This is a genomic window from Pseudomonas sp. OTU5201, assembly GCF_038440135.1.
Lineage (GTDB): Bacteria > Pseudomonadota > Gammaproteobacteria > Pseudomonadales > Pseudomonadaceae > Metapseudomonas > Metapseudomonas resinovorans.
The window spans coordinates 1-15,946 of the sequence record NZ_JASATC010000046.1; the positions used below are offsets into that span (position 1 = coordinate 1).

14 protein-coding genes and 2 pseudogenes are annotated in these 15,946 nt (G+C 61.1%); 6 read left to right on the forward strand and 10 right to left on the reverse strand.

The annotated features are described in order from the left end of the window. Positions 1 to 59: 59 nt before the first annotated feature. From AAHM40_RS22770 to glnT, 6 genes are all read right to left on the reverse strand, one after another. Positions 60 to 398 (reverse strand): P-II family nitrogen regulator, encoded by a 339-nt coding sequence (locus AAHM40_RS22770; RefSeq protein ID WP_342246703.1) that lies wholly within the window; start codon positions 396 to 398, stop codon positions 60 to 62. 11 nt (positions 399 to 409) lie between these two features. Beyond that, on the reverse strand, positions 410 to 1,729 hold the full coding sequence (locus tag AAHM40_RS22775) for an ammonium transporter (protein WP_342246704.1): 1,320 nt from the start codon (positions 1,727 to 1,729) through the stop codon (positions 410 to 412). Positions 1,730 to 2,147: 418 nt separating this feature from the next. Next, entirely contained in the window at positions 2,148 to 3,470 is a 1,323-nt protein-coding gene (locus AAHM40_RS22780) for an FMN-binding glutamate synthase family protein (RefSeq protein ID WP_028630315.1), read from the reverse strand. Between the two features lie 20 nt (positions 3,471 to 3,490). Then, positions 3,491 to 4,165 (reverse strand): GltB/FmdC/FwdC-like GXGXG domain-containing protein, encoded by a 675-nt coding sequence (locus AAHM40_RS22785; protein ID WP_342246705.1) that lies wholly within the window; start codon positions 4,163 to 4,165, stop codon positions 3,491 to 3,493. 11 nt (positions 4,166 to 4,176) lie between these two features. Then, positions 4,177 to 5,076 carry a class II glutamine amidotransferase gene (locus AAHM40_RS22790; protein ID WP_342246706.1) on the reverse strand — a complete coding sequence of 300 codons (900 nt, stop codon included), beginning with the start codon at positions 5,074 to 5,076 and terminating at the stop codon, positions 4,177 to 4,179. 39 nt (positions 5,077 to 5,115) lie between these two features. Then, on the reverse strand, positions 5,116 to 6,450 hold the full coding sequence (glnT, locus tag AAHM40_RS22795; protein WP_342246707.1) for a type III glutamate--ammonia ligase: 1,335 nt from the start codon (positions 6,448 to 6,450) through the stop codon (positions 5,116 to 5,118). A gap of 356 nt (positions 6,451 to 6,806) precedes the next feature. Between glnT and AAHM40_RS22800 the strand changes: the two genes are divergently transcribed. Further along, positions 6,807 to 7,400, forward strand: coding sequence for a helix-turn-helix domain-containing protein (locus tag AAHM40_RS22800; RefSeq protein WP_342246708.1), 594 nt, complete (start codon positions 6,807 to 6,809; stop codon positions 7,398 to 7,400). A gap of 130 nt (positions 7,401 to 7,530) precedes the next feature. Here the strand turns inward: AAHM40_RS22800 and AAHM40_RS22805 are convergent, their stop codons facing one another. Continuing rightward, a complete protein-coding gene (locus AAHM40_RS22805) occupies positions 7,531 to 7,965 on the reverse strand; it encodes a helix-turn-helix domain-containing protein (protein WP_342246709.1) in 435 nt (144 codons plus the stop codon). Further along, the gene (locus AAHM40_RS22810) at positions 7,962 to 9,278 is read right to left on the reverse strand and encodes a type II toxin-antitoxin system HipA family toxin (protein ID WP_342246710.1); all 1,317 of its coding nucleotides are present in this window, start codon (positions 9,276 to 9,278) and stop codon (positions 7,962 to 7,964) included. The genes AAHM40_RS22805 and AAHM40_RS22810 overlap by 4 nt, the downstream gene beginning before the upstream one ends. 158 nt (positions 9,279 to 9,436) lie before the next feature. Here AAHM40_RS22810 and AAHM40_RS22815 point away from each other — a divergent pair. The 3 genes and pseudogenes from AAHM40_RS22815 to AAHM40_RS22825 form a co-directional block, all read left to right on the forward strand. Further along, positions 9,437 to 9,643, forward strand: a pseudogene (locus tag AAHM40_RS22815) (cupin domain-containing protein); the annotation flags it as partial. 354 nt (positions 9,644 to 9,997) lie between these two features. After that, the gene (locus AAHM40_RS22820) at positions 9,998 to 11,005 is read left to right on the forward strand and encodes an acetoacetate decarboxylase (ADC) (RefSeq protein WP_342246711.1); all 1,008 of its coding nucleotides are present in this window, start codon (positions 9,998 to 10,000) and stop codon (positions 11,003 to 11,005) included. Positions 11,006 to 11,293: 288 nt separating this feature from the next. Then, a complete protein-coding gene (locus tag AAHM40_RS22825; protein WP_342246739.1) occupies positions 11,294 to 12,037 on the forward strand; it encodes a class I SAM-dependent DNA methyltransferase in 744 nt (247 codons plus the stop codon). 63 nt (positions 12,038 to 12,100) lie between these two features. Here AAHM40_RS22825 and AAHM40_RS22830 read toward each other — a convergent pair whose 3' ends face one another. Then, entirely contained in the window at positions 12,101 to 12,790 is a 690-nt protein-coding gene (locus tag AAHM40_RS22830) for a GNAT family N-acetyltransferase (RefSeq protein WP_342246712.1), read from the reverse strand. A 406-nt stretch (positions 12,791 to 13,196) separates the two neighbouring features. On the opposite strand from AAHM40_RS22830, the gene AAHM40_RS22835 reads away from it, so the two are divergent. Together AAHM40_RS22835 and AAHM40_RS22840 are read left to right on the forward strand one after the other, a co-directional pair. Next, complete coding sequence (locus tag AAHM40_RS22835; protein ID WP_342246713.1) at positions 13,197 to 13,895, forward strand: ion channel; 699 nt, start codon at positions 13,197 to 13,199, stop codon at positions 13,893 to 13,895. Between the two features lie 174 nt (positions 13,896 to 14,069). Further along, positions 14,070 to 14,495, forward strand: a pseudogene (locus tag AAHM40_RS22840) (GNAT family N-acetyltransferase); the annotation flags it as partial. 410 nt (positions 14,496 to 14,905) lie between these two features. On the opposite strand, the gene AAHM40_RS22845 reads toward AAHM40_RS22840, so the two are convergent. Continuing rightward, the gene (locus AAHM40_RS22845; protein ID WP_342246714.1) at positions 14,906 to 15,874 is read right to left on the reverse strand and encodes a DMT family transporter; all 969 of its coding nucleotides are present in this window, start codon (positions 15,872 to 15,874) and stop codon (positions 14,906 to 14,908) included. Positions 15,875 to 15,946: the final 72 nt, after the last annotated feature.

Genomic DNA, 15,946 nt, shown 5'->3' on the forward strand with positions numbered 1-15,946 from the left:
CCCCCCCCCCCCCCCCCCCCCCCCCCCCCCCCCCCCCCCGCTTTGGGGTTGCCTTCAACTCAGAGCGCGTCTTCGCCCATCTCTCCGGTGCGTATCCGCACCACGCTCTCCAGGTCCTGGACGAACAACTTGCCGTCGCCGATCTTGCCCGTGTAGGCCGCCTTGAGAATGGCGTCCGTTGCGGCCTGGCACAGCGCGTCGCTGACCACCAGTTCCAGCTTGATCTTGGGCAGCAGCTCCACCACGTACTCGGCCCCCCGGTAGATTTCCGAGTGGCCTTTCTGTCGGCCGTAGCCCTTGACCTCGGTGACGGTCACGCCGTTGATGCCGGCCTCGGTCAGCGCCTCGCGCACCTCGTCCAGGCGGAAGGGTTTGATGATTGCGGTAATGAGTTTCATGGCTGCCGTCCTCAGCTCGAATACTTGTAGCCGACTTCGCCGTGCGCGGTGAGGTCCAGACCGTCCACCTCGGCCGCCTCTTCGACCCGCAGTCCGCCGCAGAACACCGCTGCCACCTTGAAGGCGATCAGGCTGGTGATGGCCGAGAAGAGGATGCTGAACAGAATGGCGCCACCGTTGACCAGCAACTGGTCCACCAGATCACGGCCTTCGGGAAAGCCCAGGCCACCGATGGCGGTGAGGGCGAATACCGGGGTCAGCAGGCCGCCGAGGATGCCCGCCACGCCATGCACGCCGAACACGTCGAAGGCATCGTCCAGGCCGATCATCGGCTTGAGCTTGTCCACCGACCAGACGCACACGGGACCGGCGATCAGGCCGAGCAGGATGGCGCCCATGGGGCCGACATATCCACAGGCCGGGGTGATGGCGACCAGGCCGGCAATGGCGCCGGATACCGCGCCGAACAGGCTCGGACGACCACGGTGCTGCCATTCCACCAGCATCCAGCCCAACGCACCGGCGCAGCTGGCGAGCATGGTGTTGACCATCACCAGCATGGCGAAGCCGTTGGCGGCCAGCGCGCAGCCGCCGCAGAAGCCCAGCCAGCCTACCCACAGGAGGGAGCCGCCGGTGAGGGTCATGGTCATGTTGTGCGGGGCCAGCGTCGGGGTGCCGAAACCGCGCCGGCGGCCGAGCAGCCAGGCACCCACCAGGGCGGCGATGCCGACGTTGAGGTGCACCACGTTGCCGCCGGCAAAATCCTGCACGCCCAGGTTGAACACCCAGCCACCGCCCCAGGCCATGTGCGCCATGGGGATGTAGTTGATGGTCAGCCACACGGTCATGAACACCAGGACCGCGGCGAATTTCATGCGCTCGGCGAAGGCACCGACGATGATCGCCGGGGTGATGGCGGCGAACAGCAGCATGAACAGGAAGTACAGGTACTCAGGAATGGTGCCGACCACCGAATCCTTGGTGATTCCGCTCATGAACAGCTTGTCCAGGCCACCGATCACCGCCTGCAGCGAGCCGCCGTCGGTGAAGGTCAGGCTGTAGCCGTAGAGGGCGAACAGCACCGACATCAGCGAGGCGGTGCAGAACACCTGCATGAGGATCGACAGCACGTTCTTGGTCCGCGCCATGCCGCCGTAGAACAGCGCCAGGCCGGGCAGCGTCATCAGCAATACCACCAGTGAGCAGAGCGCCACGAATGCCGTGTCGCCGCTGTTGATCACAGGTGCTGCTTCCTCCGCATTGGCGGCGAAACTGCCTGATAGAAGGGAAAGGCCCAACATACCGCGGCCCACATGAGAAAACCGGATCATTGCCTGTAGCCTCCAACCGACGGGGATTCGGCCGGCCCGCTGTCGGAATGGCGAACCGGCATTCAGCGCCCTCAGGGAGAGGCCAGGCCAGCACCTTTATCTTCCTGTAGGGCAATTTTATTTCCCAAGAGGCATAGCAATTGGCCTGCCAAGGTCGAAGCAAGCGTTTACATTTCCACTAAGTCGTTGAATATAAAAAGCTTTATCTAGCGACATAGAGGGGCAGTGAATATCGATGGCACGTCATAGCGCGTTTTCTTGGTGCGAATTTGATTTTCTTGCCAATCAATAAAGCAATGTGCTCACCAGGATGGGGCCCCTCCACCCCGCGTAGTTCGCAGGATGGGTCGGACTTGCCCCAACCGAAAAAGAAAAAGGCCGGCGATCGCTCGCCGGCCTTCTTGCAACGCCTCCGGAGTCAGTAGCCCTGACCCGGAATCCAGCTGGTGCCTGCCAAGGGCACGCGGGCCATGGCGGCGGCTTCCACGGTCAGCGCCACCAGGTCCTCGGGGTCGAGGTTGTGCAGGTGGGATTTGCCGCAGGCACGGGCCATGGTCTGGGCTTCCAGCACCAGCACGCGCAGGTAGTTGGCCAGGCGGCGGCCGGCTTCCACCGGGTCCAGGCGCTTGGACAGTTCCGGGTCCTGGGTGGTGATGCCGGCCGGGTCGCGGCCGTTCTGCCAGTCGTCGTAGTAACCAGCGGCGGAGCCGATCTTCTTCAGCTCTTCGTCCAGGCGCGGATGGTTGTCGCCCAGGGCCACCAGGGCGGCAGTGCCGATGGCCACGGCGTCAGCGCCCAGGGCCATGGCCTTGGCCACGTCGGCGCCGTTGCGGATGCCGCCGGAGACGATCAGCTGCACCTTGCGGTGCATGCCCATCTCCTGCAGGGCCTGCACGGCTTGCGGAATGGCCGGGAGGATCGGGATGCCCACGTGCTCGATGAACACTTCCTGGGTGGCCGCAGTGCCGCCCTGCATACCGTCGAGTACGATCACATCGGCGCCGGCCTTCACCGCCAGCTTGACGTCGTAGTAAGGACGACTGGCGCCGATCTTCACGTAGATGGGTTTTTCCCAGTCGGTGATCTCGCGCAGCTCGGCGATCTTGATCGCCAGGTCATCCGGGCCGGTCCAGTCCGGATGACGGCAAGCGCTGCGCTGGTCGACGCCGATGGGCAGGGTGCGCATGCCGGCGACGCGCTCGGTCACTTTCATGCCCAACAGCATGCCGCCGCCGCCCGGCTTGGCGCCCTGGCCGAGGACGATCTCAATGGCGTCGGCCTTGCGCAGGTCGTCGGGGTTCATGCCGTAGCGCGACGGCAGGTACTGATACACCAGGTGCTGCGACTGGCCGCGCTCTTCCGGGGTCATGCCGCCGTCGCCGGTGGTGGTGCTGGTGCCGGCGATGCTGGCGCCACGGCCGAGGGCCTCCTTGGCGTTGGCCGACAGCGCGCCGAAGCTCATGCCGGCGATGGTCACCGGGATTTTCAGGTGGATCGGCTTCTTGGCGAAGCGGGTGCCAAGCACGACGTCGGTGCCGCATTTCTCGCGGTAGCCCTCCAGCGGGTAGCGCGACACGGAAGCGCCGAGCAGCAGCAGGTCATCGAAGTGCGGCAGCTTGCGCTTGGTGCCGCCGCCACGGATATCGTAGATGCCGGTTTCCGCGGCACGCTGGATTTCCTGGATGGTCAGGCGGTCGAAGGTGGCGGATTCGCGCAGCACCGGAGTGTGTTTTTCGCTCATGGAATTGTCCTCGCTGCGGATCAGTACGCGGATGCGTTATCGACTTTGAAGTTGTACAGCTGGCGAGCCGAGCCGTAGCGCTTGAAGCTGGCCGGGTCTGCGTCGAAGCCAGCCCGATTGAGCAGTTCCTGCAGTTCTTCCAGGTGCTCGGCGCGCATCTCTTTCTCAACGCAGTCCGAGCCCAGCGACTTGACCGTGCCCTTCACGTAGATGCGGGTTTCGTAGAGCGAATCGCCCAGCGCATCGCCGGCATCGCCGCACACCACCAGGCGCCCGGCCTGGGCCATGAAGCAGCTCATGTGGCCGATGCTGCCGCCGACCACGATGTCGACGCCCTTCATGGAAATGCCGCAGCGCGCGCCGGCATCGCCCTCGATCACCAGCAGCCCGCCATGGGCGGTGGCGCCGGCGGCCTGGGAGGCACTGCCTTTCACCCGTACCGAGCCGGACATCATGTTCTCCGCCACGCCGACGCCGACGTTGCCGTGCACGGTGACGCTGGCCTTCTGGTTCATGCCCGCGCAGTAGTAGCCGGCGTGGCCCTGGATATCGATGCTCACGGCCTGGTTCACGCCCACCGCCAGGTTGTGCTTGCCGTCTGGATGGGTCACCACCCACTCGCGGTCCTGCATTTCGCCGTGCAGGGACTGGTTCAGTTCACGCACCGAGGCGCTGGAAAGATCGATCGTTTTCATGTGCGTGCTCCTCAGGCGCGTTCCCAGATGTACATGGTGGCCGGCTCCGGCTCCCACACTTTGGCTTTGTCGATGCCGGGCAGACTGGCCAGCGCCTGGTACTCGGAGGCCATGGCCACGTAGTCGTCGGTCTCGGCGAGGATGGCCGGCTTGCAGGCGATCGGGTCGCGGATCACCGCGAAGCCATTGCGGGTGCCGATGGCGAAGGTGAAGAAGCCGTCGAGGTCTTCCAGGGACTTGTCCAGCGCTTCCTTCAGGCTGTCGCCCTGCTGCAGGCGCCAGGTCAGGTAGCCGGCGGCCACTTCAGTGTCGTTCTCGGTTTCGAAGGTAATGCCCTGGCGCTGGAGCTCCTGGCGCAGGCGGAAGTGGTTGGACAGCGAGCCGTTGTGCACCAGGCAGAGGTCGGCGCCGGTCGAGAACGGGTGGCTGCCTTCCATGGTCACCGCGCTTTCGGTGGCCATGCGGGTGTGGCCAATGATGTGGCTGCCTTTCATGTTCGCGAGGCCGAAGCGCTCGGAGATTTCCTTCGGCAGGCCCATGCCCTTGAGGATCTCGATGCTCTGGCCGGCACTCATGATGCGCACGTCGGGGGCGAGGTCAGCGAGGGCGGCGCGTACGCGCTCTTCATCGCAGTTGACCTTGAGCACCGCGGCGCTGGCGTTCTGGAACCAGTCCAAGGAGCAGCCCAGGCGGCCTTCCAGCGCGCCCATCAGATGCTTCCAGCCATAGTCGGCCTCGATGGCCTGCAGGGTCAGCTTGACCCAGCCATCGGCCACTTCATCGCCATAGATGGCGAAGCCAGCGCTGTCCGGACCACGGTCGGTCATGGCTTCGAGCATGGGTTCGAACAGTTTGCCGAGCTGGCCTTCCAGCTCGGGCTTCTTCAGGTAAAGACCTACGATTCCGCACATGGCGTGTCTCCTCGGGGCAGGTAAATGGGCGACGGGCTGTCAGAAAAATTCGGTGTAGCGCTGGATCTCCCAGTCGGAGACGTGGCGGCTGTACTCCACCCACTCCATGCGCTTCTGCTTGATGAATTCGTCGACGATCTCGGGGCCGAGCACCTCGCGGAACAGCGGGTCGGCTTCCAGGGCGTCGGTGGCTTCCTTGAGCGACTGCGGCAGGGTCTTGATGCCGCGCGCGGCGATCTCTTCGAGGCTCAGGTTGTAGAGGTTCTCGTTGCAGATCGTGTCCGGCTCCAGTTGGCGGTCGATGCCGTCCAGGCCAGCGGCGATGATCGCGGCGGTGACCAGGTAGGGGTTGCAGCCGGCATCCGGCAGGCGGAATTCCAGGCGGCCGTAAGGCACGCGCACCATGGCCGAGCGGTTGTTGGCACCAAAGGCGATGAAGGCTGGTGCCCAGGTGGCGCCAGACAGCGAGCGGCCCACCACCAGGCGCTTGTAGGAGTTCACCGTGGGCGCGGCGAAGGCGCACAGGGCCGGGCCGTGGGCCAGCAGGCCGGCGGCGAAGTGGTAGGCCATTTTCGACAGGCCCATGCCGCTAGGGTCGTTCGGGTCGTGGAAGAGGTTCTTGTTGCTGGCGCTGGCGATGGAAAGGTGGAAGTGCATGCCGTTGCCGGCGCGCTTCGGGTCGGGCTTGGGCATGAAGGAGCAAATCATGCCCATGTCGTTGGCGATCTCGCCGGCGGCCATGCGGAAGAAGGTGAAGCGGTCCGCCGACTCCATGGCGTCGCTGTAGGTGTAGTTGATCTCGAACTGGCCGTTCGCGTCCTCGTGGTCGATCTGGTAGATGTCGAAGCCAACCGGCTGCAGGGCTTCGGTCAGGCGCTCGAGGAATTCGCGGGAACGCGACAGGCCTTTGTAGTCGTAGCAGGGCTTATCCAGGTTGTCGGTGGCGTCCACCAGTTGCAGCTTGCCGTCAGCGCCACGGCGGAACAGGCTGAACTCCGGCTCCAGGCCGGTGTTCAGGGTCCAGCCCTTGTCGGAGAGTCGCTGGACCTGTTGTTGCAGTACGTAGCGGGTATCGAAGGGCCAGGGTTTGCCTTCCACGTGGCCGATGCACACCACCCGGCCGTAGCCCGGTTGCCAGGGCACCGGGATCAGGGTGGAGAGGTCGCCACGTGCCATGAAGTCCGGACCGTGGGGCTCCATGCCCATACCGCAGATGGCGAAACCGGCGAACCCGGCACCGTCCTCGGCCACCGCCTTGAGGCCGGAAATCGGCACGGACTTGGTCTTCGCGGCGCCGTGGATATCGACGAACTGGGCCAGCACGTACTTGATGCCGTGCTGATCGATGATGCGCTGCGTTTCAGTTGGCAACATGAGTCTTCACTCCTGGAAAAGGGCAAGGCGGTCGTTGGATGGCAGGCGATCAAGGACAGGGCGGCGCACGACTGCCACCGGGGTCCGGATCGTCTGAATGAGCAGGTAGCGGTCGGGCTTTTTCATTGAATTCCACGCAGGAAACTTAGTTTCCCATCAGGAATGCAAGCAACTTGCCAATCTGAAAGGCGCGCAGAGGAAGAACTCGGTTTGGCGCCGAGCTACTGTTTATATGGGAAAATCCTTTTCACTGTGGGAAAGTCCCGTGTCGCCATCCGGAGCGGGACGCCCGGGCTCGCACTTTCTCAGTGCGAAATTTACTTTCTTGAACTGAAATCGTGCAGGACTCACCACCCATGACCACCGAGACCCCTCCCCGCCTCCGCCTGGAGCAGTACCTGGGCATGCAGATCAAGCGCCAGCGCCAGGCGCAGGAACTGAAGCTGGCGGACGTGGCCCGTATCGCCGGAATCAGTCAGGGCATGTTGAGCAAGATCGAGAACGCCCAGGTGTCCACCAGCCTGGATACCTTGAGCCGCCTCTGCGACGTGCTGGGCATGCCCATGTCCAAACTGTTCAGCCAGTACGACCAGCCCGACGGCAACGCCATCCTGGTGAAGTCCGGCGAAGGCATGGAAGTGGTGCGCCGCGGCACCGAGAAAGGCCACACCTACCACCTGCTCAACCACACCCGCGGGCCGAAGAAGAACTTCGAGGCCTACATGGTGAGCATGGATGACGCCAGCGAGGAGTTCCCCACCTTCGCCCACCCCGGCACCGAGTTCCTCCACCTGCTGGAGGGCGAACTGGTGTACCGCCACGGCAACCAGCTCTACCACATGCAGGCCGGCGACAGCCTGACCTTCGACGGCGACGTGCCCCACGGTCCGGAAAAGCTGCTGCAGGTGCCGATCAAATTGTTGTCGGTGATGAACTACGGGAACGAGTGAGCGCCGGCCCTCGCGGGGTGGGTTTGGGGTTTGGGCGTTGCCGCGCGAGTTGCTTCATCAGTCCGATGAAGTTTGAGCGGCGATGTGCGAGCAGTCGCGCTTAACGATCAGCTTCGGGACAGGCCATCACTCATTCGCTCGGGCCTTTGTCGCCCTCTTCGACCTTGCCTTTTGCAGCAGCACGGAGAGTCGCAGTTCCGCTGAGCGGACCCGTTTGCTTGCGTTGAGGCCTGGCGCCGCGAGCTGGCGTTCTGGAAACAGGTTGCGGCTGCCCAAGCGGCGGCGCATAGATGGTCCTAGCCGCCATGCACAGACCCAGGCGCAGCCCGAACTTCCGCAGAATGCCGTCGATGGTGTTGATGGTCGGATTACCCTTGTCCTTCTCGATCTGGTAAAGGGCCTTGGTCGACAGGGCGCACATGGCAGCGAAGGTGTCCTGGTCGAGACCGGTCACCTCAAGCCGCAGTCGGCGAATAGCCGTTCCCAGGGTTTCCTCCCCCATCGCGTGCCGCATCATGATGTCGTCAATGAGCCGCTTGCGCTCTTCATTGGTGATCGTTTTCATCGAAGACCCCATTCAGCCAGGCGCTTATCCAGATTGTTCAGCGGGATAGACGGCGCGCTTCTGATTTCCGCAGGAAGTTCGACCAGCAGATCCGGCAAAGCCCGAAACAGCTCAGCGGCTCCACGCAGCCGCTCGAAGAGAATGTCTGGGTTGATCCAGTCCCCGAAGTACCCGCAGATCGCTCTCCAGTCCGGGTTCCCCAAATGCTCGGGCACCCACTTGGTCACTCGAGTGACCCCTTCCGAGTCGAGCACCATCGGAGCGAGATCGTAGATCGGCGCCAGCTCGAATCTGCCCCGATACCTGAAAATGGCCGTGTTGCGCCCATGGTTGTCCGAGTTCCCAAGGATACGGTTGAGCAAGTCGCGCCGCAGGTACTCGCAAACCAGCTCCTCGAGCTCGCTGCCCTGGCCATTTTTTCGCCACAGGTAGATCAAGCGGCTGAGCACGTCCTCATGATTCATCCTCGAACCAGGCACCGTGTTCTCACACACCGAATAGATCGACTCGACCGGAATCCTTTCCACCGCGCCATTGTCGGCTCGCCGATCGAAGCGTGGCATCCACAGGCTCGGCTTATCGGCTTCTTCAAGCACAAGTCCATCCGTGGATATCGTGTTCAAGCCGAGCTGCGAGATCGCTTTGTAGTAGTGGTATTCGGCTCGCAGGATGTTCTTGTCGCGCTCAGTGACCTGGTTGCGAGCAAACTTCACCAGCCAATGGCGGCGCGCAAGCGCGTCAGGGAGCATGGCATCGGCATAAAGAGCCCCATCCACTCCCTCGACCATAATCACCTTCGGCGCCTCTCCTTGCGCACCCGTTGCACCGCCCAGAGCAGCGCCCGATTCGTAGGCGTACTCGAGGAAGTCGTTCGTTCTGTCTACAACCTCCTGGCGCGGGAAGGCTTCCACGCGCGAAGGGGCGATACATTCGAAAGACTCCTTCACGCGCAGGTGCCCGATGGGTGACGGTGTGCAGCGCCCCAGAAGGAAAAAATCCATGTCCATTCCATCGGTTTTTTCGCCGCCGAATCGGCGCATCAGCGACTTGCGGGCGGCGCCAGCCGGAATGATGTCGTAGACAAATGCGGGATACCCTTTGCTATCGGCCTGGTTCCAATTCAGCGGAAGGTTCACGCTGACGGCTGGCTCGAATAGCGTCTCCATCTGTTCGATGAAGTCGAGCAAGTAGGGCTGCTCGTAGGACACACTGCACGACGACTCTTGAGCCTTCACAGGGTCGGAGACAGAAAGCACCATGGCATCGCGCCAATGGCCTTCAACGTAGGTCTGAATCGTGAGATGTCCTGGCATGGAGTGCGCAAGCTAATCGGAACTATGATGCCGAATAATGTAGTTCGCCTCTCAGTTTCCAGCAATATAGTTCCAGTTATCACAAAATCAGCACGATAAATCGGTATTAAAATACCGAATTAACCAGCCTACTGCGTGATGAGGCTGGCGGACGTGGCACCGAAAAGAGCCGCACCTTCGCCCACCCCGGTACCGAGTTCCTCCCCGTGCTCAAGGGTGAACGGGTCTAACGCCACGGCACCCCGCTCTACCACCTGCAGGCCGGCGACAGCCTGACCTTCGACGGCGACGTGCCCCACGGTCCGGAAAAGCTGCTGCAGGTGCCGATCAAATTGTTGTCGGTGATGAACTACGGGAACGAGTGAGCGCCGGCCCTCGCGGGGTGGGTTTGGCGTGGAATGGGCCTGGGGGACGGGCAGAGAAGAGCCCGGTCCCGGTATTGACGACAGGTAGAAAACGGCCACAAGCGGACCTGGGTCGGCCCGACCAATCCCCACCTGATTCTTCCTCTCGCGCTTTCTCTCGGCTTACGGCCGAAGTGACGCTCCAAGTGATTAGCCTGCGCCAACCAGTACTGTTGCGCGGTGCCCAACACATTGCATGCGAGGCTTGACCTTAAAGTTAAGTTAAACGTTAGGGTTTCCGCGCCCGGCCGACTTGACGGCAGCACATATGGGTCCTGGGGCAAGAACCTCATCACGATGCGGAGACGAACAGACATGAATTTCAGAAACGTAGCGGCAGTGGCAGGCGTTCTCCTGAACACCATCGCCCATTCTTCCTGGGCCACGAGCTTGCCCGAGCCTGGCCAGAGCGGGGCTGCAACCGTCGAGATTGCGGGCCAGTCCATTCCCGTAGTGGCGGGCGGACTCTACGACCGCTACCACTCCAACCCTCCGCTCTCCGTAGTTGCGTCCGAAGCACCCGATATCGATCTGAGCTGGTTCAAGGCGCTCAAGAAAACCAAGGTCGACATGGGCTTCGAGTCCTACTCGCCAAACTTCTACTACAAGAACCGCAGAGTCACGGCAGTCTTCACCGCGGATCTGGACAGGCTGCGAGAGTTGATGCCCGCCGAAGTCCTGGAACAGGTCCAACCGATTCAGGTTTGGCCGGGCAGAGGCTTGATCGCGTTGACCGCCTACGCCTATGAGTATTGCGACAATGACAGTTACAACGAGATCGCGTTGTCCATCGTCACCAACAAGCCTGGAAATTCCAATCTGGGTCCGATCTCCCTGATTGGTCAGTCGATGTCGAAGGACTTCTGGGGCTACGTGCTCAAGCTTCCAGTCAATACGGAGCTCGCCAGGGTAAGGGGCGTGGTCGGCTACAACCTGCCCAAGTGGCTGACCGGCATCAACCTCAGGGAAACCGATAAATCGGTGGTCTTCGAGATACTCGACAGCCAGACGGGGAAGGTCGATGTCACCCTCGAGACGGAGAAGCTCAGCGAGCTTTCCAACGAGGTTGACCTGGTCACCAACAGCTTTACCAACATCGGTCACAGTGGCGAGCTCAATTACGGCTATGCGATCTCTCGCCAACTGAGCCACGCCTCCAGCACCGACGAGGGCTCGGTGAAGCTGGTACTGAGCGACGGCAGCCTGTCGACTTACATCAAGTCATTGGAACTGGGCGAAATGATGAAGTACGAGTACGTGCCGGAATTCCAAAGCGCGCTGTACGCACCCGCCCCTTTGAGATCGATGCTGCATAGCGATTGATCCTTCGCAGCGAAGCGTGATTGCGGGCCGGTGCTCGTTTGGTGCAGTCGAACCTACCTGCATGGGCGGCGAATGTCGGTGGGGCCAAGGGATAGACCCTTGGTTCCCCCCTTCCGAGCCTCAGAAAGTGATCCGCGTTCGCCTGGCGAACGCCTGCAGCCAATAGCCGTCGGCCTGGCAAGGCAGCAGCTCGCAGCGGCTGGTGCGGGAAGTCTGTTTTCGGCGGGAAGCGCTCGGGGCTGAGGTACCATGCTGAGCCGAAACCTCCGTCGAACCCTCTGGCTGCTTATGTCCTCCAACGCGCTGTACACCGACCTGTCCTCCTACTACGACCTGATGTGCGCCGACATCGACTACCGTGCGCAAAGCCACAGCGTGCGCCGGCTGCACCAGCTATTCGGCAATCAGGGACTCAGGCACCTCGATCTCGCCTGTGGCACCGGGCCGCACGTGCGCCATTTCCTCGACTTTGGCTACCGCAGTGCCGGCCTGGACATCAATCAGCCGATGCTGGACATCGCCCAGCTGCGCTGCCCCGAGGCACAGTTCAGTCGGCAGGACATGGCGAGCTTTCGAGTGGGCGAGCCGCAGGATCTGATCACCTGCTTCCTCTACTCGATCCACTACAACGCCGGGCTGGAGCAGCTGCGGGCGTGCCTGGCCAGCGTGCACGGCGCGCTTGAGGAGAACGGCGTGTTCTGCTTCAACACGGTGGACAAGCGACAGATCGACAACCGCTCATTTGTGCGCCACACCGTGGAACACGAGGGCAGCCACTTCACCTTCGGTTCCGGCTGGTACTACAGCGGCGAGGGCGAGCGGCAGGCGCTGCGCCTCAGCATCGAGAAGACCACAGCGGGTGTGACCCAGACCTGGCAGGACGAACACGCCATGGTCGCCCTGAGTTTCACCGAGTTTGAGCAACTACTGCAGCCGCACTTCGAGGTGCACGTCTTCGAGCATGACTACGAACGGATTACGCCCTGGGGCGGCACGTCCGGGAATGCATTGTTTGTCTGCGTGAAGCGCTGAGACCTGGTCAACGATTTCTTGATCGCTGGAGCAGGAACAGCTGCAAGCTGGTCGATTTGGCCGTCAGTGAATCGTAGGGAAACGCTCTTTCACCAATGCCTGAGCCTGGTGGGCCATCTGGTCGAGCAGGCGGTCGCGTTTGTTCTCGGCCTCGCTCATGGCCTTCTTGCCGTGTTGCTGCACCAGGTAGGCATGGATTTGCCGCACTTCCCTGGATTGGAATATCGGGGCCAGATCCTGCACCGCCACCATGCCGTCCGAGCGGTGATCGCGGGTGTTCAGCAGCACGTGCGGCCCCTGTGCTGCCAGTACCTGAAACCCCATCGACTCGAAGGTCGGCACCTTGCTCGCCACGCAGGCGAGCTCGGCGTGTGGACGACACTTGACCATCTGCTGCAACAAAGCCCGGGCAATACCGCGTCGGCGGTGGCTGGCCTTGACGGCCATATAGGCCAGCGTGCAGGCCTCGGGATCATCCTGGCTCGGCAGGTACAGGGCAAAACCCAACACCTGGGAAGGATCGTCATCATCCAGGGCCAGGATCAACCGCGCGGTGCTATCCAGAGCGCTGTTCATGGCCTGCAGATACAGGTGCACCTCGTAGCCAATCACGTACTGATACAACTGAAAGAGCGGATTGCTAGGCGTCAGCGACACCGGGCTGATGTCGCTGAAGTAGTCCACCACCATTTGTAGAACCTGACTCTTCAGAGATTCGGGCGGCGATGTGTCCAGGTTTACAAGGGTGAACATCTGAAGCTGGCTCCGGGCGTGCCCGATCCGGGGGATCGGCGCTGGCGCCCATTGTAACGCCCGCGCGCATCGAGCGTTCTCGCCGCACGCCCATGGGCACGCCCAACCAGCGGGATACCGCCCTCATGCACGGTGCGTTGAATAAATCGATTGTTAACGACCGCTTTCGACTGATTCTGTTGAAAAACTCCCACTGCAATTTCTGCCCGCAAAAGTGGGCGACTGACGTTGCAATCTGAACCAATGCCGGCGTTGATCCATGGATCGAACCTTTGCTGTCTGCCAGGCTGAATCCTCTCACACGCATTCGCGACTAGAATTTCGCTGCCGACTCTTCTAAAGCCAGGTCAGATTTCACCATGCAACGTCAGGTCACGAGCGTAAGTTCGATCTCTAGGATACGGGTATGACAAATCCACAAGATAAAGCTGAAGCCGACGAGGATTTAGCACAGCTGGTAATAGGCCATGGACCCTGCACTTATCTAATGCTGCTCTTACTGGGCTTGATCCTCCTGTTTCCCTATCTTGAGGAAGGTTTATTCGCTCGCACGTTGCTCGGCATTCTGTTTTCAATCGTGCTGCTCTTGGGCGCTTTTGCCACCAGGCAGACTCGGTGGGGGTTCGGTCTCAAAGTGGCCTTGGCGTTGCTCGGGGTTGGCCTTCAATGGGCGGCATTGTCGACTGCGAGTATCGCGATTCTTAAACTTGCCGGGGTAGCTTATGCGACGTCTCTTGCAGTCTCGTTCAGCGGAGTGCTTCGCTATATTCTCAAGCGCGGGCCAATTACAGCCGACAAGCTGCATGGCGCGCTCGCGGGCTACATCATGCTGGCCTTCATGTGGTCCTTCATCTATGCCATGGTCGAGATATCCAGCGCTGGCTCATTCGGCCCTGGACACCTCGATTTCACACAGCCCGGCACTTTTTTCAAACTGATCTATTTTAGCCTGACGACGCTCACGACCACTGGTTTCGGTGATGTTCTTCCATTGACCAATCACGCCCGCTCACTTGTGATGGTCGAAGAATTTTCAGGCGTCTTTTACGTTGGTGTTGTGATAGCGCGGCTCGCCGGTCTTTATCCGTCGAATCAGACTAAGTGACGCTCGACTTGCCTGAGCCACCTAAATACACAATCACATCAGTCGGGTAATCACTGAGATCGGCAATTCATCCCACCTACTCGGATGTGAAAATCACCTTGACTCTCTCGATAGGCCAAAGATTGCTTTTCGCCGGTTTCTGCCTGTCTCGATCAGCCGGCTTGGATCTTCATCATCCAGGGCCAGGATGATGCCGAGGCCTGCACGCTGGCCTATTTGGCCGTCAAGGCCAGCCACCGCCGACGCGGTATTGCCCGGGCCTTGTTGCAGCAGATGGTCGAGCGTCGGCCACACGCCGAGCTGGCCTGCGCGGCAAGCAAGGTGCCGACCTTCGAATCAATGGGGTTTCAGATATTGGCAGCGCAGGGGCCGCAGGTGCTGCTGAACACCCGCGATCACCGCTCGGACGGCATGGTGGCGGTGCAAGATCTGGCCCCCATATTCCAATCCAAGGAAGTGCGGCAGATCCACGCCTACCTGGTGAAGCAACACGGCAAGAAGGCCATGAGCGATGCCGAGAACAAACGCGACCGCCTGCTCGACCAGATGGCCCATCAGGCTCAGGTATTGGTGAAAGAGCGCTTCCCCACGGTTCACTGACACCCAAAGGGACAGAATTAACTTTCTGCCTTGAACGTTCGTTTCAGCCAGAAGCGGATGTAGTACAACTCAGAATTCCAATTCCATCGTCTGTGCCATAAGACCAGAACCTTCACGTAATGGCTCCAAGGCTCCGACAGGGCAGAAAGGCAGGCATTGCGAGTAGCAGGTGAGCCCCAACGGGGCCCACCTGCCCCACCCGGTGCAGCGCCAAACCGAAACAGCTCAAGCCCGTTTCAGTTCCTGCACGAACACCCAGCCAACGCGGCTGCCGATTGATTCGTGACTGACCAACATTGGCAGAACGCATTCCTGGCCACCTGTGATACCCCTTTCTATCCGTACCATCAGCCGCGAACTCCCTATGTGGGGCCTGGCCTGCTCAACTGGCTGATGCGCACCCCACAGGCTCATTGCCCTGCAACCGCTCGACCTGAATCGCCATGGAAGGCACTGATGGCTTTGACGACCCCAACGACGATGAGCGCGATACCCAGCGCTTCAGGAGCCGTCGGCCATCTGAGGTGGAAAAGAAGACCCAGACAGGTGGCGAAGACCATCTCCATGGCCAACAACTGACTGGCAAGTGCGATGGGAAGGCGCTGGGACGCTATGGTCCACGCCCATGCGCCCCCAATCGACGCAATGGCCGCAAGCGCGAAGGCTGGAAGATACAGGTGGCTGATTGCACTCAGTCCGAAACCGAGCATCGGGGCCTTGAATAACTCCATGCCAGCACCGACGGGGATGAACACAAGTGTTTGGAGGCTGCCCCCGATCATCATCATGGCCGTCCAGACCCAGGCATTCATGGCAGGCCTTTCCATCAGCGCTCTTTTATTGGCGAGCCCAAACCAGATCCACAGCGCCACAGCAGCGACGGAAGCGGATATCCCGAGTACCAGACCGGCGTATGGCAGCCCCCCGGACTGGAGGATGCCTTGGCCATTGACCAGAAGCAGTCCAATCGCGGCCAGTGCAAATGGAACCTGGAGCAACCGCCAGGAAATTCCACCCTGGACATTCCCGCAGATGGCCAGCGCAACGGGTACTAACCCTAAAAAGGCGGGAGCGATGACAGGGCCCGCATAGGTAGCGGCGAGGACTACCGCCAAGAAGTACCCCACATACCCAATAAATCCCAGTCCGGCAGTAACCAACCAATCCTTCAAGGTCAGGTTCCGGCAGGATTCGATATTTACTATCAGGATCACTACCCCAATTAACCCGGAAATAATGAATCTGCATGCGGCAAGATCGAAAATCGAATATTCACCGATAACTAGCGGGGAGACAAAGTTCATCGACCATGTCAGGGCGGCAAATGTCGCGGCAGCAATACCAGCAGTGGAGACCTGTTTTGCAGGGGAGTCGTTCATCACTTCTCTCTATAAGTAAACCTGGTTGCATGCTGGGCGTCCGACAGACGAGGTAGAGACGTCGGTCCCGCC